18 protein-coding genes are annotated in these 20,125 nt (G+C 66.3%); 5 read left to right on the top strand and 13 right to left on the bottom strand.

The genetic code is table 11. The annotated features are described in order from the left end of the window. The first annotated feature begins 2 nt into the window (after positions 1-2). The 3 genes from trpD to lexA all read left to right on the top strand — a co-directional run bounded on the left by trpD (position 3) and on the right by lexA (position 2,648). The gene (trpD, locus tag LG306_RS11460; protein WP_404414555.1) at positions 3-1,040 is read left to right on the top strand and encodes an anthranilate phosphoribosyltransferase; all 1,038 of its coding nucleotides are present in this window, start codon (positions 3-5) and stop codon (positions 1,038-1,040) included. Next, complete coding sequence (trpC, locus tag LG306_RS11465; RefSeq protein ID WP_404414559.1) at positions 1,037-1,831, top strand: indole-3-glycerol phosphate synthase TrpC; 795 nt, start codon at positions 1,037-1,039, stop codon at positions 1,829-1,831. The genes trpD and trpC overlap by 4 nt, the downstream gene beginning before the upstream one ends. Before the next feature lie 118 nt (positions 1,832-1,949). After that, entirely contained in the window at positions 1,950-2,648 is a 699-nt protein-coding gene (lexA, locus tag LG306_RS11470; protein ID WP_404414562.1) for a transcriptional repressor LexA, read from the top strand. Here lexA and LG306_RS11475 read toward each other — a convergent pair. Continuing rightward, positions 2,629-4,815 (bottom strand): ComEC/Rec2 family competence protein, encoded by a 2,187-nt coding sequence (locus LG306_RS11475; RefSeq protein ID WP_404414565.1) that lies wholly within the window; start codon positions 4,813-4,815, stop codon positions 2,629-2,631. The genes lexA and LG306_RS11475 overlap by 20 nt on opposite strands. Here LG306_RS11475 and gltX point away from each other — a divergent pair. Then, positions 4,814-6,229: a glutamate--tRNA ligase gene (gene gltX, locus LG306_RS11480; RefSeq protein WP_404414568.1), complete on the top strand. Its 1,416-nt coding sequence runs from the start codon at positions 4,814-4,816 to the stop codon at positions 6,227-6,229. The genes LG306_RS11475 and gltX overlap by 2 nt on opposite strands. 66 nt (positions 6,230-6,295) lie before the next feature. Further along, on the top strand, positions 6,296-7,597 hold the full coding sequence (gene gltA, locus LG306_RS11485; RefSeq protein ID WP_205680916.1) for a citrate synthase: 1,302 nt from the start codon (positions 6,296-6,298) through the stop codon (positions 7,595-7,597). Between the two features lie 56 nt (positions 7,598-7,653). Here gltA and LG306_RS11490 read toward each other — a convergent pair whose 3' ends face one another. Genes LG306_RS11490 through uppS form a run of 12 tightly spaced genes read right to left on the bottom strand, consistent with a single transcriptional unit; the run spans position 7,654 to position 20,034 of the window. After that, a complete protein-coding gene (locus LG306_RS11490; protein WP_404414572.1) occupies positions 7,654-8,646 on the bottom strand; it encodes an FUSC family protein in 993 nt (330 codons plus the stop codon). 2 nt (positions 8,647-8,648) lie between these two features. Continuing rightward, the gene (gene lpxB, locus LG306_RS11495) at positions 8,649-9,818 is read right to left on the bottom strand and encodes a lipid-A-disaccharide synthase (protein WP_404414575.1); all 1,170 of its coding nucleotides are present in this window, start codon (positions 9,816-9,818) and stop codon (positions 8,649-8,651) included. Continuing rightward, complete coding sequence (locus LG306_RS11500; protein WP_404414578.1) at positions 9,815-10,654, bottom strand: LpxI family protein; 840 nt, start codon at positions 10,652-10,654, stop codon at positions 9,815-9,817. The genes lpxB and LG306_RS11500 overlap by 4 nt, the downstream gene beginning before the upstream one ends. Further along, positions 10,651-11,439: an acyl-ACP--UDP-N-acetylglucosamine O-acyltransferase gene (gene lpxA, locus LG306_RS11505; protein WP_404414581.1), complete on the bottom strand. Its 789-nt coding sequence runs from the start codon at positions 11,437-11,439 to the stop codon at positions 10,651-10,653. The genes LG306_RS11500 and lpxA overlap by 4 nt, the downstream gene beginning before the upstream one ends. Beyond that, on the bottom strand, positions 11,439-11,933 hold the full coding sequence (fabZ, locus tag LG306_RS11510; protein WP_045811203.1) for a 3-hydroxyacyl-ACP dehydratase FabZ: 495 nt from the start codon (positions 11,931-11,933) through the stop codon (positions 11,439-11,441). Before fabZ ends, lpxA begins: the two co-directional genes overlap by 1 nt. Beyond that, positions 11,930-12,943: a UDP-3-O-(3-hydroxymyristoyl)glucosamine N-acyltransferase gene (gene lpxD / locus LG306_RS11515; protein ID WP_404414584.1), complete on the bottom strand. Its 1,014-nt coding sequence runs from the start codon at positions 12,941-12,943 to the stop codon at positions 11,930-11,932. The genes fabZ and lpxD overlap by 4 nt, the downstream gene beginning before the upstream one ends. A 6-nt stretch (positions 12,944-12,949) precedes the next feature. Next, positions 12,950-13,555: an OmpH family outer membrane protein gene (locus LG306_RS11520; protein ID WP_017503958.1), complete on the bottom strand. Its 606-nt coding sequence runs from the start codon at positions 13,553-13,555 to the stop codon at positions 12,950-12,952. 32 nt (positions 13,556-13,587) lie between these two features. Then, the gene (gene bamA / locus LG306_RS11525) at positions 13,588-16,056 is read right to left on the bottom strand and encodes an outer membrane protein assembly factor BamA (protein WP_404414587.1); all 2,469 of its coding nucleotides are present in this window, start codon (positions 16,054-16,056) and stop codon (positions 13,588-13,590) included. 29 nt (positions 16,057-16,085) lie between these two features. Then, on the bottom strand, positions 16,086-17,303 hold the full coding sequence (locus LG306_RS11530; protein ID WP_404414590.1) for a M50 family metallopeptidase: 1,218 nt from the start codon (positions 17,301-17,303) through the stop codon (positions 16,086-16,088). 27 nt (positions 17,304-17,330) lie between these two features. Further along, on the bottom strand, positions 17,331-18,527 hold the full coding sequence (gene dxr / locus LG306_RS11535) for a 1-deoxy-D-xylulose-5-phosphate reductoisomerase (RefSeq protein ID WP_404414593.1): 1,197 nt from the start codon (positions 18,525-18,527) through the stop codon (positions 17,331-17,333). Beyond that, the gene (locus tag LG306_RS11540) at positions 18,524-19,342 is read right to left on the bottom strand and encodes a phosphatidate cytidylyltransferase (protein WP_404414596.1); all 819 of its coding nucleotides are present in this window, start codon (positions 19,340-19,342) and stop codon (positions 18,524-18,526) included. The genes dxr and LG306_RS11540 overlap by 4 nt, the downstream gene beginning before the upstream one ends. Continuing rightward, positions 19,342-20,034: a polyprenyl diphosphate synthase gene (uppS, locus tag LG306_RS11545; RefSeq protein WP_228763578.1), complete on the bottom strand. Its 693-nt coding sequence runs from the start codon at positions 20,032-20,034 to the stop codon at positions 19,342-19,344. Before uppS ends, LG306_RS11540 begins: the two co-directional genes overlap by 1 nt. Positions 20,035-20,125 lie beyond the last annotated feature (91 nt).

Consider the following 20,125-nt stretch of genomic DNA (forward strand, 5'->3'; position numbering starts at 1 on the left):
CGATGGCAGACGGGTTCAAGCCGATCCTCGCGCGACTGGTTGAGGGCCATCCGCTGACGTCGCAACAGGCGCACGACTTCTTCGCCGCCTGCCTGCGCGGCGAGCCGACCCCCTCGCAAGTCGCCGCCGCCGTCACCGCGATGCGAATGCGCGGCGAGACCGTGGCCGAGATCGCCGCCTTCGCGGGCGCCATGCGCGAGGCCGCCCTGACGCTGGATCATCCCTATGAGGTGATCGACACCTGCGGCACCGGGGGCGACGGTCAGCACACCTACAATATCTCGACTGCCGCAGCCCTGGTTCTGGCCGGCGCCGGTCTGAAGGTCGCCAAGCATGGCAACCGCGCAATGTCATCGAAATCAGGCTCTTCCGACGTTCTGTCGATCCTGGGCGTGAACCTGATGGCGTCGCAAGCGCAGCAGAAGAAGGCGCTGGACGAAGCCGGGATCTGCTTCCTGTTTGCGCCGGCCTATCACGGGGCGATGCGTCATGTCGGACCAGTGCGGGCCGAGATCGGTTTTCGCACTGTCTTCAACCTGTTGGGACCGCTTTCGAACCCGGCGTCTGCAAGACGACAGGTCATGGGCGTCTATGATCCGCGCCTGCTGGAGCCGCTGGCCGAGGTGCTGGGCCGACTCGGCGCCACACGCGCCTGGACCGTTCACGGCCAAGGCCTGGACGAACTGGCGACTTCCGGACCCACGGACGTCGCCGAATGGAAGGACGGCGCGGTTCGCCGCTTCCAGATCACGCCCGAGGACGCCGGCCTGCCGCGCGCCTCTATCGCAGAGATTCGCGGCGGCGACGCCGAGGAGAACGCCCTGGCCCTGCGCGCGCTTCTGGCAGGCGCGGCTGGCCCCTACCGCGACATCGTGCTGCTGAACGCCGCCGCCGCCCTCGTGGTGTCAGACCGCGCGGCCGATCTGGCCGAGGGCGCCGCGTTCGCCGCTGCCGCCATTGACGACGGTCGAGCCGCCGAGGCGCTGGATCGCTTGGCCCGCATCACCTCCACGCCGCTGGAAAGCGAAGAGCCCGCATGACCGACGTTCTGGACCGTATCGCCGCCTACAAGCGCGAGGACGTCGCCGCCCGCAAGACTGCGACCTCACAGGACGCGATTGAAGCCCTGGCCCGCGCCGCATCGACCCCGCGCGGCTTTCGCGCTGCGTTGGAGCGGGTCGGAGAGGAAACCGGTCGTCCCGCCCTGATCGCCGAGATCAAGAAAGCCAGTCCATCCAAGGGCCTGATCCGGCCCGATTTCGATCCGCCGGCTCTGGCCCGCGCCTATGAGGCCGGCGGCGCGGCCTGTCTGTCGGTTCTGACCGATGGCCCCAGCTTCCAAGGCGACGACGCCTATCTGGGCCAGGCCCGCGATGCTGTCGCCCTGCCCTGTCTGCGCAAGGATTTCCTGGTTGATCCTTGGCAGGTCGCCGAGAGCCGCGCCCTGGGCGCCGACTGCATCCTGATCATCTTGGCCATGGTCGATGACCGGTTGGCCGCCGAGCTGCTGTCGGAAGCCGAACAGTTCGGCATGGATGCGCTCATAGAGACCCACGACGAGGAAGAAATGGCGCGCGCCTGTGCGCTCGGCGGCGATCTGGTTGGGGTCAACAATCGCTCGCTGCGCACGTTCGAGGTCGATCTGGAAACCACGGAGCGTCTGTCGATGCTCAGCCCCGTGCGCGCTCTGCTGGTCGCCGAAAGCGGCATCTCCACGCCCGATGACGTAGCGCGCGTCTCGGCGGCTCACGCCCAGGCGATCCTGGTCGGCGAGAGTCTGATGCGACAGGCCGATGTCGAGGCGGCGACCCGTCAGTTGCTGGCGGTCTAGGTCTGCGCGCGGCGGCAAGCCGCGCCGTTAAGTTGACATTAGCAAGGAACACTTACAGAACATCGACAAATGTTCACGGCCCGTTCCGATTCGTCGGCGGGCGCATGAGGGCCTGGCGATGCTCACGCGCAAACAGCACGAACTGCTGATGTTCATCCACGAACGCATTCAGGAGACCGGCGTCTCCCCTTCGTTCGACGAGATGAAGGAGGCGCTCGATCTGGCCTCCAAGTCCGGCATTCACCGGCTGATCACGGCGCTGGAGGAACGCGGCTTCATCCGCCGTCTCGCTCACCGCGCTCGCGCTTTGGAAGTCACGAAACTGCCCGAACAGGCGACGGCCGGCGCGCCGCGCGGTCGCGCCGGGTTCAAGCCCGACGTCATCGAGGGCGGCGGCGGTGTCCGACCTGCGGCGCCGATGGCGGCGAACGACTCCCGCGAACTGCCGCTGATGGGCAAGATCGCCGCCGGCACGCCGATCGACGCGATCGAGCATGAAACCGCCCGGTATCCGGTTCCGGAGTCCATGCTGGGCTCTGGCGAGCACTATCTGCTGGAGATCGAAGGCGACTCCATGATCGAGGCCGGCATCCTGAACGGCGACATGGTGGTGATAAAATCGACCGATAACGCCGCCTCCGGCGAGATCGTGGTGGCTCTGGTCGAGGGCGAGCAAGCGACGCTGAAACGCCTTCGCAAGAAGGGCGCGTCGATCGCGCTGGAACCCGCCAACCGCAACTACGAGACCAAGATCTATGGTTCCGATCAAGTCGCCGTTCAGGGCAAGCTGGTCGGCCTTATGCGCCGGTATCACTGACGTCCGGATCAGACTGACGCGTCCAGGGGCGGTCGCCGCGAACGTCGGCCGTCCACACCGCGCGCCATCGATTCGGCTCGCTCGAACGGACGCGCCACAACTCCACCGCCCCGCCCCGCGCAAAGTCCACGCTGTCCAAGACAAGGCGATCCTGACAGGCGCTTGGGATCGACGAGACGACGGCGCGGACGCTGACGACGGGCGCTGCGCGGCATAACGTCTCCATCTGATCGGAGCTCGGCGACTTTCGCCCCCACCAGATCGCCACGGGATCCGCCTCATTGGTGTCCGGTCGACAGGAGAAGCGGTCGCAGACCCAGCCCGTCTCCGACCGATCCATCATGGTCAGCCCTCGTCGCCGCGACCAGAGATCCACCGCAAACTCGCGCACGCCAGGCCGGACCACGACGGCCGCCTGATCACGGTGAAAGGCGGCGTTCGTCCCGCCATCGCCAATCCAAAGGTCCGGCGTCGGTTCACGCGGCCAGATCAGGACGGCGGCTGCAAAGGGCAGTCCCAACCAGCGCAGGCGGCCCTGCCACAGACAGACGAGCAACACGCCCAGAAAGGCGATGGGCAGCACATAGTTCGGCGCGCTGGCGACGGTTCTGACCGCGCCGGGCAATCCCGCCGTCCAGGCCCCGATCGCCAGCATCAGATCCACGCCCCATCCTGCGACCGCCAGGAACGGTCCCCCCAGCCCCAAGGGCTCAAGCGCTGCGCCCAAGGCCAGCGCGGGCATCAGGATGAAGTCCGCCACGGGCGACGTGCCGAGATTGGCGAGCAGTCCATACATGGCCGTGCGGTTGAAATGCTGCATGGCGAACGGTCCCGTCGCCAATCCGGCGACGACGCTAGCCGCCACAGCAGCCGTCAACCAACCGCCCAGCCTTTGGACTGCCAGGATCGGCCAGGGCGCGGATATTTCGCGCGGGCGCTTCGGCCAGGCCTCGACCAGGGCGACCAAGGCCGCCGTCGCCGCGAACGACATCTGGAAGCCCGGCGTGACGATGGCTTCGGGCTGTATCGCCAGGACGATGAACGCCGCGACGGCCAGGCCATGCATCGTCACCGCCTGTCGATCCAGCAGGATGGCAAGAAAGGCGATGGAGGCGGTGATCGCGGCCCGCTCGGCCGGCGGCGGCGCGCCCGACACCACCAGATAGACACCGACCGCCGTCAGGCCCGCCAGGGCCGCGACCTTCTTGCCGTGAACCCGCAGGGCCAGCCAGGGCCAGGCCGCCACGCCCAGACGTACCGCGAAGAAGACGAAACCCCCGACGATGGCCATATGCAGCCCTGACACCGACAGGATGTGCGCCAGGCCGGAATCGCGCATCACATCCATGTCCTCCTGACTAATCCAGGTCTCATGACTGGTGGTCATGGCGGCGGCGATCCCGCCGGTCCGTTCGCCGAGCCGCGCGACGATCCTCTCGGCCAGTGCGAAGCGGGCGCCGTTGACCGCCATTTCAAGTCGAAGTCGCCACGGCGGCGGGGCAAGCTCGGCCCCACGCGTTTCACCCAAGGCGAACGCCACGCCGCCCATACCTTGGAAGAAGGCGTTGCGCCCGAAATCGTAGGCGCCGGGGCTGGCCGGCGCAGGCGGCGGATTCAGAATGCCAAACAAGCGGATCGCTTCGCCGGGCCGCGGCGGCTCGCCCCGCACCGTCGCCCGCAAGCGCACCGGCGTCTGTTCGGGCGCCAGTCCGCGAATCCAGACCGGCGCGATCACGACCCGCGCGCCTCGCTGCCCAGGGCTGTCGACATCGACGACCCAGGCTTCGATCACGGTCGGTTCGCTGAGGGCGGGCGCGATCGGCGCGGCGACGGCTTCGGTGCGCACCTTGGCCGCCGTCAGCCCGCCTGAAACGCAGGCCAGCATCAAGAGCAGCCAGGTCAGGCGCCGCGACCCGCCGCGACGGCGCGCCGTGACCCACAGCCCAAAAGCCAAGGCGGCGCCCATCAACAAGGGCCACAAGACCGGCTCGGCTTGCAGCGCGAAATAGACGCCGCCGCCCGCGCCGAATGCGACCGGCGCCCATAGCCGCCATCTCAGGGTCTGGGCGGCGACCTCGGCGAGCAGCCAGGCGCGCAATCGCGCAGCGGGGGTAGGTTTTGCCGCATCAGGGCGTATAAGGGCCTCGCTTACGGACCCCTCCCCCATGACCTCACCTTCCTCGACTGTCGTCACCCGCTTCGCCCCCTCGCCGACAGGCTATCTGCATATCGGCGGGGCGAGAACCGCATTGTTCAACTGGCTGTACGCCAAGAGACACGCTGGACGTTTCCTGATCCGGGTCGAGGACACCGACCGCGAACGCTCGACCGATGAGGCGGTGAAGGCCATTTTCGACGGCCTGAGCTGGCTGGAGCTGTTCGCCGACGATGAGCCGGTGTTCCAGTTCAGCCGGGCCGACCGCCACCGCGAGGTGGTCGATCAACTGCTCGAAACCGGCCACGCCTACCGCGACTTCACATCGGCCGAGGAAACCGGTCGTCTGCGTGACGAGGCCAAGGCGGAAAAGCGCACTTTCGAATCGCCCTGGCGCGACCGCGAGCCGACCGTCGACGATCTGGCCCTGCCGCACGTCGTGCGCTTCCGGCGGCCAAAGGCGACCACAGTCACGGTGGCCGATGAGGTCCAGGGCGAAGTGAACTGGTCGACCGACGACTTGGACGATCTGGTGCTGCTGCGTTCGGACGGCGCGCCGACCTATAATCTCGCCGTCGTCGTGGACGACCACGACATGGGCGTGACCCACGTCATTCGCGGCGACGACCATCTGAACAACGCCGCACGCCAGAGCCTGATCTACGATGCACTGGGCTGGACGCGTCCGACCTTCGCCCACATTCCCCTGATCCACGGACCAGACGGCGCCAAGCTGTCGAAGCGTCACGGCGCCCAGGCAGTGCATGAATACGCCGAGATGGGCTACTTGCCCGAGGCCATGCGCAACTATCTGGCTCGCCTGGGGTGGGCGCACGGCGACGACGAATTGTTCAGCGACGCCCAAGCCATCGAATGGTTCGATCTCTCCGGCATCGGCAAGGCGCCCGCCCGCTTGGACTTCGAAAAGCTGGCCCACGTCAATTCGCACTGGCTGCGTCTCGCCGACGACGAGCGGCTCGCCAAGCTGACGCTGGATGCGCATCTGCAGAAGGGCCACGCCCTGGCGGAGGCGGACGAAGCCCGGCTTCAGCGCGCCATGCCTTTCGTCAAGGATCGCGCCAAGACGATCCTCGATCTGGCCGACCAGACCGCCTTCGTCCTGAAATCGCGCCCGCTGACCCTGGACGATAAGGCGAAGGCGCTGCTGTCCGGTGAGACGCTGGATCGCCTCGCCCGTCTGCGCGAGCGGCTGTCCCTGTTTCAATCCTGGGATGTCTTCGCGCTGGAAGCCGAGCTCAAGGCCTTTGCGGAATCCGAGGGCGTCGGGTTCGGAAAAATCGGCCCGCCGATGCGCGCGGCGCTTACCGCAGGGTCAACATCACCTGATATTGCACGAACTTTGTCGGCTCTTGGGCGCGACGAAAGTCTCGGGCGCTTGGATGATGCGCTGCAACAGACTAAGTGATCACCCACAAACCAAAAAGCGGCCGACGCCTCCCCGCGCCTGGACGTGTGATGCAAAGGGGCATTCATGACTGAACAAGCCAAACCCGCCGGCTCGGCGACCCTGTCCTTCGAGGACAAGACGATCGAGTTGCCGGTCCTTTCGGGCTCCACCGGCCCGGACGTCATCGACATCCGCAAACTGTATGCGGGAACGGGCGCCTTCACCTTCGATCCCGGCTTCACCTCGACGGCGGCCTGTGAATCGGCTCTGACCTATATCGACGGCGACGCCGGCGTGCTGCTGCACCGCGGCTATCCGATCGACCAACTGGCGTCGAAGTCGAACTTCCTGGAAGTCTGCCACCTGCTGCTGCACGGCGAACTGCCGACCGCCGCCCAGTTCGAGAAGTTCGAAAACAGCATCACCACGCATACGATGCTGCACGCCCAGTTCGACCGCTTCTTCGAGGGTTTCCGCCGTGACGCCCACCCGATGTCGATCATGGTCGGCACCGTCGGCGCCTTGTCGGCCTTCTATCACGACAGCCTGGACATCCATGATCCGGTGCAACGCGACATTTCCGCCATCCGCCTGATCGCCAAGATGCCGACCATCGCGGCCCGCGCTTACAAATACCACGTCGGCCAGCCCTTCATCTCGCCGCGCAACGACCTTTCGTACGCTGAAAACTTCCTGCGCATGTGCTTCGCCGTGCCGGCCGAAGACTATCATGTCGATCCGGCACTGGTTCGCGCCATGGACCGCATCTTCACCCTGCACGCCGACCATGAACAAAACGCCTCGACCTCGACCGTGCGTCTGGCCGGTTCGTCGGGCGCCAATCCGTTCGCCTGTATCGCCGCCGGCATCGCCTGCCTGTGGGGCCCGTCGCACGGCGGCGCCAACGAAGAGGCGCTGAACATGCTCAAGGAAATCGGCACGCCCGACAAGATTCCGGAGTTCATTCAGGGCGTGAAGGACCGCAAGTACAAGCTGATGGGCTTCGGTCACCGCGTGTACAAGAACTACGATCCGCGCGCCAAGGTCATGCAGCAGTCTGCCTATGAAGTGCTGGCCGCCACCGGCCGCGAGAACGATCCGCTGTTCCTGGTCGCCAAGGAGCTGGAGAAGGTCGCTCTGTCGGACGAATACTTCACCTCGCGTAAGCTTTTCCCGAACGTCGATTTCTATTCGGGCATCACCCTGTCGGCGATGGGCTTCCCGACCACCATGTTCACCGTCCTGTTCGCCCTGGCCCGCACCGTGGGCTGGATCGCTCAGTGGCAGGAAATGATGGCCGATCCGTCGCAGAAGATCGGTCGCCCGCGTCAGCTGTACACCGGCCCGACCCAGCGCGATTACGTGCCGATCGAACAACGCGGCTGATACGTCGGCTAAAATGTAAAACGCCGGGGAGACATCCCCGGCGTTTTTCTTTGTCGTCAGACCAGCTTCAGATCCGCGAACCGGGCAGCCAGGTCATCCAGATCGCGGTGCATATGCGCCACGCCGATCGCGGCGGCGCCCAGAGCCACATCGTCGCCCTCGACAGCCATGGACAGAGCCAGGCTTTGGTCGATCGCGCCCATGGGCTGGGCGGCCTGGCCCCGAGACAGGGCCTTGAGTTGCTCCACCGCGCGCTCCGCATCCTGCGACCAGGGATCCAGCCGGGCGCCCGCACCCTCGGCCTGGAAACCGCGCCCCAGGATCACGATGTCGCTGCGCACGCGCCAGAACGCGCGCACGAGCGCGGCCCGGTCGGCGGTCTCACGTTGCGGGCCGGGCAGATCAATGACGTTCTTGGCGGCCTGACCCAGCGCATCCAGCCGCCGCTTCAGATCGGCATGACGGCGCGAAATCTCGGAGGCGTCCTCAGGGGCGGCCTTTGACACCAAAGCCAACAGCCCCGCCGCCTCGCCCGCCGCCTCACGCGCCTGAATCTTGAAGGACTGCCTGGCATGGCGCGGAAACACGGCCAGGATCGCCAGCACGCCGAGGCCGCTGCCGACCAGGATTTCCATCACCCGATCCAGCGCGAGGGAAGCCGGCCCCTCTGCGCCTGTCCCGCCGGCGATGACGATCGTCGCCGTCACGGGCGCGACCTTCAGCCATGGCCGCCCGGCTGCCAAGAAGGCCAGCAGCCCCGCCGAGACGGCGATGCTCAGCGCCATGCTTTCCAGACCCGGCGGACGAAGGAAGGCGAAGACCGCCCCCGCCAGCGCTCCGGTCGCCGTGCCGATGGCCCGGTCGCGCGCAACGGTCAGGACGCCGCCACCGACGCTCGCCTGAATGACGACGATCGCGGAAATCACGCTCCAGTATGGGTGCGGCAGGTTCAGCCAGGTCGCGAGATAGAGCGCGGCCATCGCACCTACCGCCATCTGAAGCGCGGCGCGGACCTCGGCCGCGCGTCGCGGACTGAGCGCCCGCGCCATCGTCAGCTCGCCGACTTGTCGGTGATGACCCTCAGCACCGCATCGGCAGCCAGTTCGGACGGGTCCGGTCCGCCGCGTCCCATCAGGTCCAATGCCGCCGTCTGGCGACGCGCCTGTTCGGCCGCCAGCGCCGGGTCGGCCAGCAGCCGCCCGACCGCCGCCGTCAAAATGGCCGGGGTCGCCTCGTGCTGAATGAACTCGGGCGCGATCCGGTCGTCAGCGGCGACGTTGAACAGGGTGATGTGTTTGGCGGTCACGAACCGCTTCATCAGCTGATAGCTGAGCCCGTCGATCTTGTAGGCGATGACCATCGGCGCGCCCGCCAGCGCGAGCTCTGTCGACACGGTGCCGCTGGTGGCCAGGGCGACGGTCGCGGCGCGCATGGCGTCATATTTTTCGGCTTCGTCGACCAGGTGAACGCGGAAAGGCCAGGCGGCGACGCGGCCTGCAACATCGTGGGCTACCGTCCCCGCGGCGACCACGGCGACTTCCAGGCCGGGGTTTGTGATCTTCAGTTTTCTGACCGTCGCCTCATAGACGGGGGCCATTCGGGTGATCTCACTGGGCCGGCTGCCGGGCAGCACCAAGAGAAGCTGCGCATCGGCGGCGATCCCACGGCGCGCGCGGAACGCTGCACCGTCCGCAGCATCCACATTCACATGAAGCGCCGACGAACCGACCACAGTCGTCGGCAGGCCCTCGCGCTCGAACCAGGGCGCATCAAAACCATAGAGGGCGAGCAAATGATCGACGGCCCCTGCCAAGGTCTTGGCCCGGCCCGGCCGCGATGCCCAGACCTGAGGCCCGACATACTTGATCAGCGGCAGGTCCGGTCGCGCAGCCCGGATCGCCTTGGCCACACGGATCGTGAAGCCCCAACTGTCGATCAGCACGACGGCGTCGGGCTTTTCCCGCTCGGCCAGCGCCGCCGTCTGCTCGACGCGCCGCTTGACCTTGCCATAGGCGCGCAAACCCTCGATCCAGCCCAGGATCGAGAGTTCGGCGATGTCGAACGGGCTGACCACGCCCTCGGCCGCCATCTTGGGCCCGCCGACGCCGACAAAGGCCACATCATCCCCCAACCGCGCCTTCAACGCCTTGGCCAGACCGGCGCCCAGCGCATCGCCCGAAGCCTCCGCCGCCACCAGCATGATCTTCAGCGGACGGCTCACCGATCCTCGCCCCAGACGAACAGGCCCAGACGGTTCGCCGTCGCGACAATGGCGTCGCGATCGATCAGGATCAAACGTCCCGCCACGCCGCCTATGCCCGCCAGACCTGCCGCCGCCGCCATTTCGACGGTGCGCGGCCCGATCACGGGCATATCGACGCGCAGGTCCTGGATCGGCTTGGGCACCTTGCCGAGCGCGCCCCTGGGCTTATCAATCGCTCCACGCAAATCGGCGGGCAGGCCAGCGACGCGGGTCAGCATGGCGTCGGTGCCTTCCTGCGCCTCGACCGCAAGGACCAGGCCGTCACAGACCACGGCGCCCTGCCCGATATCGAGTTCGCCTGATTTTTCGGCAACATGCAGCGCCTTTTTCAGATCGCCTAGCTGCTCCTTGGTCGGCGAGACGGCGCCCAGCGCGCCTGCGCCAAGCGTGTCGCCGCCCAGAATGTCGTCGGCGCCCTCGACGGCGAAGCCTTCGGCCTCGAACACCGACAGGATCTTGCGTAGCAGGGCGTCATCGCCCTTTGAGGCGGCGGCGACGATGCCCGGCAACAGGGTCGCCCCTTTGAAATCAGGCTTCAGCGTCTTGAAATCCGGCCGATTGACGATACCCGCAAGACAGACGGTCGTGCAGCGCTCGGCCTTCAACGCCTTCAGGATCGCACCGATCTGCGCCATGCCGAACTCGGCGCCGGGCCAGCGCGCCACATGCTCGTCAGCAAACCCCGCCAAACGGATCACGAAAACCGGCCGCCCTAGAGCATCGCAACGCGCCGCGACGGCCGCCGGCAGATCGCCGCCGCCTGCGATCAGACCCAGCTTTCCAGCCGCGTTCATTCCGCGTTCGGCAGGCACAGCGGACGTCGCCCGCCGTCGCGGATAAAGGCGATGATCTCGATGATCTCGGGCAGGTCGGCATAGCGTTCCGCCACGCCGTCGATCCGACCGGCGAACTCGCCCTCGCCCTCGAACAGATCACGATAGGCCGCGAGCAGACGCCGCACCTGATCCTTGCCGTAGCCCTTGCGCTTCAACCCGATCAGATTCAGCCCACGCAGCCGCGCATGATTGCCCCAGGCCGAGCCATAGGGGATTACGTCGCGCGTCACCGCCGCCAGACCGCCGATGATCGCGCCTTGCCCAACGCGGCCGTTCTGGTGCACTGCGCACAGTCCACCCAGGAACACCTTGTCCCCGACCTGAGCATGACCGCCAAGGGTCGCGTTGTTGGCCATGACCACATTGTCGCCGACGACGCAGTCGTGACCGACATGGGCGCCGGTCATGAACAGATTGTTCGAACCCACGACCGTGACGCCCGCCCCCTGCGGCGTGCCTCGATTGAAGGTGCAGTGCTCGCGGATCAGGTTGTTCTCGCCGATCTCCAGCCGAACCGTCTCGCCCTTGTAGCCATTGTGCTGCGGGTCGCCGCCAATGACGGCGAAAGGATGAATGACCGTCCCGGCCCCGACCATCGTGTCCTGCTGGACCACGACATGACTGACCAGACGCACATTGTCGCCCAGCACCACATTCGGCCCGACCGTGCACCAAGGGCCGACCTCGACCCCCTCGCCCAGGGTCGCCGTCGCATCGATCAGAGCCGTGGGATAAATGGTCATCAGGCCGCCGGCCCAGGCGCCGGAGCAGGCACAGTCACGACCATCGCCATGAACTCGGCTTCGGCCGCCAGCTTGCCGTCGATGAAGGTCTCGCCCCGGAACTTATAGGCGTCGCCCCGCGCGCGGATCACCTTGACCTCCATGCGCAATTGGTCGCCCGGCCGCGCGGGCTTTCTGAAGCGAACTCCGTCGATCGACATGAACATGATGACCTTGTCGGCCACGGCGACATCCAGCGTCTTGGACATCAGCAGGGCGCCGGTCTGGGCCATGGCCTCGACGATCAGCACGCCGGGCATGACCGGATCGATCGGGAAGTGACCGGGGAAGAAGGGCTCGTTGTGGGTGACGTTCTTGATGCCGACGATCGACGTCGCGGGCACGAAGTCTTCGGCCTTGTCTACCAGCAGGAAGGGATAGCGGTGCGGCAGCCGCCGCATCACCTCGGCGTAATCGATCTTGCCTTCGACGGCAGTCGTGTCGCTCATCCCTATGATTCCTTCGGAGCCTTCTTCGATGAGGCCTGTTTGGCGAGCCAGACCGTCTCGCGCAAGAACTGTCGGATCGGACGCGCCGGATAACCCGACCAGGTCTCGCCGGCAGGAACATCGGCCAGCACGCCGGCGCCGGCCGCGACACGCGCGCCCTCTCCGATCGTGATGTGGTCGCCGATCCCGGCCTTGCCGCCGAAGATGACATTGTCGCCCACGGTCACCGAGCCCGAGATACCGGTATTGGCGACCAGCAGACAGTTACGGCCGATGACGCAGTTGTGGCCGACCATCACCAGATTATCGATCTTGGTGTTTTCGCCGATGACCGTGTCGTCATAGGCGCCGCGGTCGATGCAGGAGTTGGCGCCCACCGTCACGCCGTCCTGAAGGATGACGCGGCCCAGTTGGGGAATATCCATGACCCCCGCCGCCGTGCCCGTGGCGCCGAAGCCCGCTTCGCCGATCCGGGCGCCGGCATACAGCTTCACCCGGTCGCCGATCAGGGCGAAGGCCACGCTGACGTTGGCGCCGATCACGCAATCACGACCAATCTGCACGCCCGGCGCGATGACGCTATTGGCGCCGATGCGAGACCCGCGACCGATGCGGACGCCCTGCCCCAGGATCGCGCCTGGTTCGACCACGACGCTGTCGTCCTCGGCCGCCTCGTCGCGGCTGATCGCCTTGTCCAGAAGGATAGGCCGATGCAGCGCCAGCGACGCCTTGGCCCATGAGGCCTGAGGCGTGCGTGAGACGATGACGGCGGCGGACGACGGCGCGGCGTCCTTGGCCTCGGCCGGCACGATAACGCAGCCGGCCTTGGTCGCCGCAAGCGCAGAGGCGAACTTGCGGTCGCCCAGAAACGCGATCGCGCTCCCGTCCGCAGAGGACAAGGGCGCGACCGAGGCGATCATGCGATCTCCGCCCCTCTCGACTTCTCCGCCGATCTTAGCCGCCAAATCGGCGACGCTAAGGGGCGACAAGGTCTCGAAGAAGCGGGAATCGGGCATCGCGACTTAGCGGGCGGCGGCCGGCTGGGCCTGCGTCTGAGCCGGAACGGCCATGCGGTTGAAGCTCAGGGTCGGCAGGGCTGTGTTCAGGCGCTGGATGGCCAAGTCGGTGATGTCCATGGCCGGGTTCATCATGAAGACGCTCTCGCGGTCCAGCAGCAGACCGCAGCCCTTCTCCTGATACAGGGCCGTCAGGATCGGCGAGACGGCCTCGGTGATGGCCTGACGCTGCATGCCCAGGGTGTAGCGCAGCTCGTTTTCACGGGTGGCTTCCAGCTGTTGGGCCTCTTGCGCGCGCTGCTGCAGGGCCTGACGGCGCTGTTGCAGTTGGTCGGCCGGCAGGCTCGAACCCGAGGCTTGCAGTTGCTGCGCGTCCGACTGGATGGACGTGGCGTAAGGTTGCAGTTCGCCCTGAACTTCCTGAGCCAGCTGTTGCATGCGGGCTTCGACGGCCTGACCGGCCGACGACTGGGCCAGCAGACGGGCGTTGTAATAGACGCAGACGCCGGGGATGACCGGGCCGGGATTGGCGGGCGCGCCGGCCTGTTGCGCCGAGGCGGCGGTGGCGATGAGCGAAGCAGCGGCGGTCGCCGCGATGATAAGAGCTTTCATGGTGTTTCCTCGTGCGGTCGAAAAAGCCGCGATTAGAATTGGGTGGAGGTCGAGAAGCGGAAGGATTCCGTCTTGTCGTAATCTTCCTTGGACAGAACCTTGGAGATGTCGAAGCGGATCGGACCCATCGGCGACTTCCAGTGGATGCTGACACCCGCCGACGCGCGCAGAGACAGTTCATCGGCGATATTGGTGTTCACCGTTCCGGTGGAGGTCAGCTTGTAGCGGTCGTCCAGCACGCCCAGCGTACCGACATCGGCGAACAGCGAGGTCTTGATGCCATATTGCTCGGGCAGATAGTTCGGCAGCGTCAACTCCACCGTTCCGATGGCGTAGAAGTTGCCGCCCAGCGCGTCGGTCGTATTCAGATCGCGCGGCCCCATACCGGCCGTCTCGAAGCCGCGGAAGCTGTTGCCGCCCTTGAAGAAGCGGTCGTTGATGCGGATAGGATCGCCGTTCCAGCCGCTGACGTAGCCGGCCGAGCCCTGAACGCTGACAACCCATTCGGGCGTGAAACCATAGTACCAGCTCGCGTCAGCCTCGGTTTTCACATAGTTCACATCGCCGCCCAGACCTGCGAGGTCCTGACGGAGCGAGCCGGCCCAGCCGCGCGTCGGGCGGATCGGATCGTTCGTGTAATTGACCTGCAGCGTATAGCCGGCCGACGAGTTGATGAAGCTGCCGACCTGATCGCACAGGGCCGAAGAGCCCTGACCCACGCCAGTGCAATAGCCTTCCGGCACGATGATTTCGTCGGACTTCAGGAAGTAGCGTGTGCTGAGCAGCATGTTGCCGTTCAGCGGATAGGACAGACGCAGACCGCCGCCCGTCGACCGATAGTCGTACGACGAATACTGGCTCAGGTCATAGCGCGAGTGGAACAGGTCGAAGCCGGCGCGCAGATCACGTCCGAGGAACTTCGGCTCGGTGAAGCGGAAGTCGACCTGTTGACGCAACGAGCCCCACTCCAGACGGGCGACCACGTTCTGGCCACGCCCGCGGAAGTTCCGCTCCGAGATGCCCAGGTTGACCGTGAAGGAGTCGACGGAGCTGAAGCCCGCGCCGACGGACAGTTCGCCGGTCGGCTGTTCCTGGACGTTGACATTGATGATCGAACGGTCCGGCGCGCTGCCGCGCGTTTCCTCGACCGTCACATCCTTGAAGAAGCCTAGGGCGCGCAGGTTGTTGCGCGAGCGCTCCATCAGGGCGCGGTTGAACGCGTCGCCCTCGGTCAGCAACAGTTCGCGGCGAATGACCGGGTCGATCGTGCGGGTATTGCCGACCACATTGATGCGATCGATGTAGACCCGCTGGCCCTCGGACACGTTGAAGGTCACATCGACCGTGTCCGTCTCGGGATTGGCCTTGTAGGTCGGATTGATCTCGACGAAGGCGTATCCGGCCGAACCGGCGGCGAACGTCAGAGCGTCGACCGCCTGTTCGATCTTGTCGCTCTCGTACAGCTGGCCTTCCCGGATCGGCACCAGGGCCTTCAGGAAGTCCGCGTTCAGCCGATCGTTCTGAGTGACGACCTTGATCTCACCGAAGTTGTACTTGTCGCCTTCGTTAAGCGTCAGGGTCAGTTGGAACGCCTGATCGTCCGGTTGCAGCTCGGCGACCGAGGACACCACGCGGAAGTCGTAATAGCCGCGATTGGTATAGAACTTCCGCAGCTGCTCCTGGTCGTATTCCAGGCGGTTGGGATCGTAGTTGTCGTTGTTGGAGAAGAACTTCCACCAGGTCGACTTTTCGGTGACCATCACGCCGCGCACGTCGCGATCGGAAAACGCCTCGTTGCCCAGCACGTTGATGGCGCTGATGCCGGTCTGCGGGCCTTCGTTGATCTCGAAGATCACATCGACGCGGTTCTGATCCAGCTGAACCAGCTTGGGCGTCACGGTCGCAGAGATGCGGCCCTGGAGGCGATACAGTTCGACGATGGCGCCGACGTCTTCCTGAACCTTGGCGCGCGTATAGATGCCGCGCGGCGCCAGGGTCACTTCCTTGGTCAGCTTGTCCTTCGACAGCGCCTTGTTTCCCTCGAACACCACCTGGTTGATGATCGGGTTCTCGACGATTTGGACGATCAGATCGCCGTTCTGGATGCCCAGTTGCACATCGGCGAACAGGCCCGTGCGCGACAGAGTGCGCACCGCGACGTCCAGCACCGAGGCGTCGACCGCGTCACCGGGACGGATCGGCAGGTAGGACAGGACCGTCGTCTGGTCGATCCGCTGCGCGCCCTGCACGATGATGCGATTGATCGTGATCGTCTGAGGCGCAGCGATCTCGACACGGGGCTCGGCGGCGCTCGCTGGCGCCTGAGACGTGGCGGTCGGGGCGGGCGTTTGAGCCGGAGCAGCAGGCGTCGTGGTCGGCGCAGTTTGAGCCGGCGCGGTCTGGGCCAGCGCGGGTGCGCCCAGACCGGCGGCGACCGCCAGAGCCAGCAGGCTGGAGCGGGCGCTCAGTCGAACGGCGGCGCGAGAGGTCATGTCATTCATTCGGGAAACCGTCGGGGGCTGGCGTCGGCTCACGAGACGAGCCCGCCGAGGAATTGGAAGATATTGAGCTTCTGTAGGTCGTTCCACGTTGCGAACAACATAAATCCCGCCAAAAGCGCAAGGCCTGCACGATAGCCCATCTCCTGGAACCGCGCCGACACAGGCTGTTTCGCCACAGCCTCATAGCCGTAGAAAAGCAGATGCCCGCCGTCGAGGACCGGAATGGGAAGCAGATTTAGAAAGCCGATTCCGATCGAAAGTATGGCGACCAAGGTTGTCAGCGTCAGGATCAGGTTGATCGTCATGGCGCCCGGCGCCGGATTGGCCTCGACTGCAGCCGTCGTCAGCGAGCCCGTCGCCTTGGCCATGCCCAGCGGGCCGCTGAACTGATCGCCCGACTCGCGGCCCGTCGCCAGACGTCCGAGGTAGGTCAGGGTCGAGCCGATGACGTCGCCCGTCTGGCGCGCGCCTTCCACGACGGCGTCGACAGGGCCGTAACGTATGTGGCGGACATCGCCGGCTGACGACCCCAGCCCCAGGCCGATGCGGCCGACCTTTACGCGTCCGGCGATGGGGTCGTTTTCTTCGCGGCGTTCCGGCGTCGCGACCAGTTCGACCGGACGCCCGGCGCGCTCGACCGTGAACCGTACGGGATCGCCGGTCGAGAGCATGACGGTGCGGGTGACCGCGCTGCCGTCCTTGATGGCCTTGCCGTTCACCTCGGTGATCAGGTCGCCGATTTGGAATCCGGCGGCGGCGGCTGGCGATCCGGCCTGAACCTGAGCGACACGCGCGGGACGCAGGGACACGCCGACGGCCATGAAGACGACGGCGAAGATGGTGATGGCCAGGATGAAGTTCGCGATGGGCCCGGCCGCGACGATCAGGGCGCGCTGCCACACCGGCTTGAAGTGGAAATAATCACGCTCGGCGCCCGGTCCACGCTCGGCGACCACGCGGCTGCGCAGTTCATCCAATCCGGCCCGGTCAGGCACGCTGGACGCATCCAGATCGCCCGAGAACTTCACATAGCCGCCCAGCGGCAGCCAGCCGAGACGCCATTCGATGCCGTGACGGTCCGTGCGGCTGGCCACGGCCTTGCCGAAGCCGACCGCGAACCGGTCCACCTTCACACCAAAGGCGCGCGCGACGAGGAAGTGACCCAGTTCGTGGATGGTGACGATGAAGGTCAGCACCAGCAGGAACGAGGCGATGGAGATCAGGACCTGACCCAGGACGCCCAGCATTCGAAAATCGTCTCCCCTGGCCTGCTGTCAGGCCGCATTCGCAAGGCCGGCGATGACGCTCTCGGCCATTCGACGCGTCTCGGCGTCGACCGAAAGGGCCGCGCCGCAGGCGTCTCCAGAACCGAAAGCCATCCCCGCTTTCGTCGCACGCTCAAGGGTTTCGGCGACGACTGCGGCAATATTGAGAAACGCCAGCTTGCGGTCAAGGAAGGCGAAGGCGGCGACCTCGTTGGCGGCGTTGAACACGGCCGGCGTCGCGCCCCCCGCCTTAAGGGCCTGACGCGCCAGATCGAGGGCGGGAAAGCGCGTCAGATCGGGCGCTTCGAACGTCAGCCGACCCAGCGCAGCCAGATCCAACTTGGGCGCCGGCCACGCGATCCGATCCGGCCAGGCCAGGGCGCAGGCGATCGGCGTGCGCATATCCGGCGGTCCCATCTGAGCCAGCGTCGAACCATCCACATATTCCACAAGGCTGTGGATGATCGATTCGGGGTGCACCACGACGTCGATCCGATCCTGCGGCATATCGAACAGATAAGCCGCCTCGATCATCTCCAGGCCCTTGTTGGCCATGGTGGCGCTATCGACGGAAATCTTGGCGCCCATGCTCCAGTTGGGGTGGGCGACGGCCTGTTCCGGCGTGATGGCGACCATCTGTTCGCGCGGAGTCTTGCGAAACGGCCCGCCCGATGCGGTTAGGATCAGCTTGGCCACCCGCTCAGGCGCTTCGGCCGGAAACACCTGGAAGATGGCGGAGTGTTCGGAATCGACGGGGATCAAGCGCCCCCCTGCCCGACTGACCCGTTCGATCAGGGCGGGGCCGCAGCAGACCAGGCTTTCCTTGTTGGCCAGCGCCAAGGTCGCGCCCGTTCCCGCCGCCGCCCAAGCGGACTTGAGACCCGCCGCTCCGACGATGGACGCCATGATCCAGTCGGCAGGTCGCGTCGCCGCCTCGACGATGGCGGCGTCACCGGCGGCGACAGCGACGTCCGTGCCGGACAAGGCGTCGCGCAGTTCGTCCAATCGCGCAGGATCGGCGCTCACGGCCAGTTTGGGCCGCCAGCGTTTGGCCTGCTCGGCCAGTTTAGAGATGTTGGCCCCGCCCGTCAGGGCCTCGACCTCGAACGCGCCTGTGCCCGTCGCCTCGGCTTGAGCCATCAGGTCCAGCGTCGAAGCGCCGACCGATCCGGTCGCGCCAAGCACAGTGATGCGACGCCGGATCACGCCCCACGCTCCAGCATCAGTACGATCAGTCGGCCCGCCGCGACGACCACGACCGCGAACATCAGGCCATCGACGCGGTCCAGCAGGCCCCCGTGGCCTGGAATGGTGTTCCCCGCATCCTTGACCCCAAACCGTCGCTTAAGCGCCGATTCCCACAGGTCGCCCGCCATGGTCGCCAAGGCCCCCGCAAGGCCCAGCACTGCTCCCCAGACGACGCTCAAGGCGCCCATATTGACCCAGGCCGTCATGACAGCGCCCGCAATCGCGCCGGCCGCAACGCCGCCGATGAACCCGGACCAGGTCTTGTTCGGTGAAAAGCGCGGCCACAACTTGGGGCCGCCAAAGGTGGATCCCGCCAGATAGGCCACGATGTCGGCCGACCAGGCGACGGCGAAGACCAGCACGGTCCAATGCAGCCCGATCAAACTGTCAACGTCGCGCAGCCATATCAGAAGGACCGAAGGCCAGCCGAGATAGAGCACGCCATAGGCGGCATCCAGCGCCTCCTGCCCTCGGCTGCGGGCATAGACTCCGGCCGCGACCGCGCCGAACACCAGCATGATGAAGGCGACGGACATCGCCCCGAAATGGGCGCTGATCACCGCCGCCACGACGCCGAAGCTGACCGCGCCGCCCATGACGCGGCGTGCATGGGGCGCACTCATCGCCGCCCATTCGAACGCCAGGACGACGCTGGCGACGATCATCAGCGCCAGGAACCACACGCCGCCGCCCCACGTCGCAGCGACGGCGGCGGGCGCCAGCACGACGGCGGACGCAGCCCTGAGGGCGATATCCCGACCCTTGACCGCCATCAGGCCGTCGCGCGCTCAGGCGCGATCACGCGTCCGCCAAAACGGCGATCGCGCTGACCAAAGGCTGAGATCGCTTCAGCCAGCGCCTTGGGGCCATAGTCGGGCCACAGAATGTCCTGGAACACGAGCTCGGCGTAGGCGGCCTCCCACAACAGGAAGTTCGAAAGCCGCTGCTCACCCGACGTGCGCACGATCAAGTCAAGCGGCGGCGAGCCCGCCGTGGCCAGCCCGGCCGTCAGGATCGCCTCGTTGAAAGGCTCGACCGTCTCGCCCGCCAGCACCCGCTCCATATGGCGGCGCGCCGCGTCCACCAGATCCGCGCGACCGCCGTAGTTGAAGGCGACCTGCAACAGGAATCGGTCGTTATGGGCGGTCTGGGCCTCGGCCCGTTCGATGATGGCGGCGATGTCGGCCGGCAGTCCTTCGCGTCGCCCCAGAATTTTCAGCCGGACGCCGGCCTTGGTCAGCCGGGCCAGATCGCTGGCGACGTAGGACCGCACCAGCCCCATCAGGTCCGACACCTCATCCTCGGGCCGGCTCCAGTTCTCGGTCGAGAAGCCGAACACCGTCAGGCAGTCGATGCCGAGATCCGGCGCCGCCTGGATCGTGCGCTTCAGCGCCTGGACGCCCTCACGATGGCCCAGGGCCCGCGGCAGGCCGCGCGCCTTCGCCCAGCGTCCATTGCCGTCCATGATGATGGCGACGTGGCGCGGTCCGTCCTGACCCTGCTTGTCTGGGCTTTGGCCTGAAGGCGCGGCGCGGTCTGCCGTCATCTGTCGTGCG

Source organism: Brevundimonas vesicularis (assembly GCF_044807075.1).
Classification (GTDB): domain Bacteria; phylum Pseudomonadota; class Alphaproteobacteria; order Caulobacterales; family Caulobacteraceae; genus Brevundimonas; species Brevundimonas vesicularis_G.

What these genes read in the sequence shown, in the direction of transcription:
- lpxA (WP_404414581.1), bottom strand. Translation starts at nt 11,439, where the DNA reads ATGACCATTTATCCCACGGCTCTGATCGATGCGACGGCGACCCTGGGC.
- LG306_RS11540 (WP_404414596.1), bottom strand. Translation starts at nt 19,342, where the DNA reads ATGGCGGTCAAGGGTCGGGATATCGCCCTCAGGGCTGCGTCCGCCGTC.
- LG306_RS11530 (WP_404414590.1), bottom strand. Translation starts at nt 17,303, where the DNA reads ATGCTGGGCGTCCTGGGTCAGGTCCTGATCTCCATCGCCTCGTTCCTG.
- lexA (WP_404414562.1), top strand. Translation starts at nt 1,950, where the DNA reads ATGCTCACGCGCAAACAGCACGAACTGCTGATGTTCATCCACGAACGC.
- LG306_RS11490 (WP_404414572.1), bottom strand. Translation starts at nt 8,646, where the DNA reads ATGGCGCGGGCGCTCAGTCCGCGACGCGCGGCCGAGGTCCGCGCCGCG.
- LG306_RS11500 (WP_404414578.1), bottom strand. Translation starts at nt 10,654, where the DNA reads ATGAACGCGGCTGGAAAGCTGGGTCTGATCGCAGGCGGCGGCGATCTG.
- trpC (WP_404414559.1), top strand. Translation starts at nt 1,037, where the DNA reads ATGACCGACGTTCTGGACCGTATCGCCGCCTACAAGCGCGAGGACGTC.
- gltA (WP_205680916.1), top strand. Translation starts at nt 6,296, where the DNA reads ATGACTGAACAAGCCAAACCCGCCGGCTCGGCGACCCTGTCCTTCGAG.
- uppS (WP_228763578.1), bottom strand. Translation starts at nt 20,034, where the DNA reads ATGGACGGCAATGGACGCTGGGCGAAGGCGCGCGGCCTGCCGCGGGCC.
- trpD (WP_404414555.1), top strand. Translation starts at nt 3, where the DNA reads ATGGCAGACGGGTTCAAGCCGATCCTCGCGCGACTGGTTGAGGGCCAT.
- gltX (WP_404414568.1), top strand. Translation starts at nt 4,814, where the DNA reads ATGACCTCACCTTCCTCGACTGTCGTCACCCGCTTCGCCCCCTCGCCG.
- bamA (WP_404414587.1), bottom strand. Translation starts at nt 16,056, where the DNA reads ATGAATGACATGACCTCTCGCGCCGCCGTTCGACTGAGCGCCCGCTCC.
- LG306_RS11475 (WP_404414565.1), bottom strand. Translation starts at nt 4,815, where the DNA reads ATGGGGGAGGGGTCCGTAAGCGAGGCCCTTATACGCCCTGATGCGGCA.
- lpxD (WP_404414584.1), bottom strand. Translation starts at nt 12,943, where the DNA reads ATGCCCGATTCCCGCTTCTTCGAGACCTTGTCGCCCCTTAGCGTCGCC.
- LG306_RS11520 (WP_017503958.1), bottom strand. Translation starts at nt 13,555, where the DNA reads ATGAAAGCTCTTATCATCGCGGCGACCGCCGCTGCTTCGCTCATCGCC.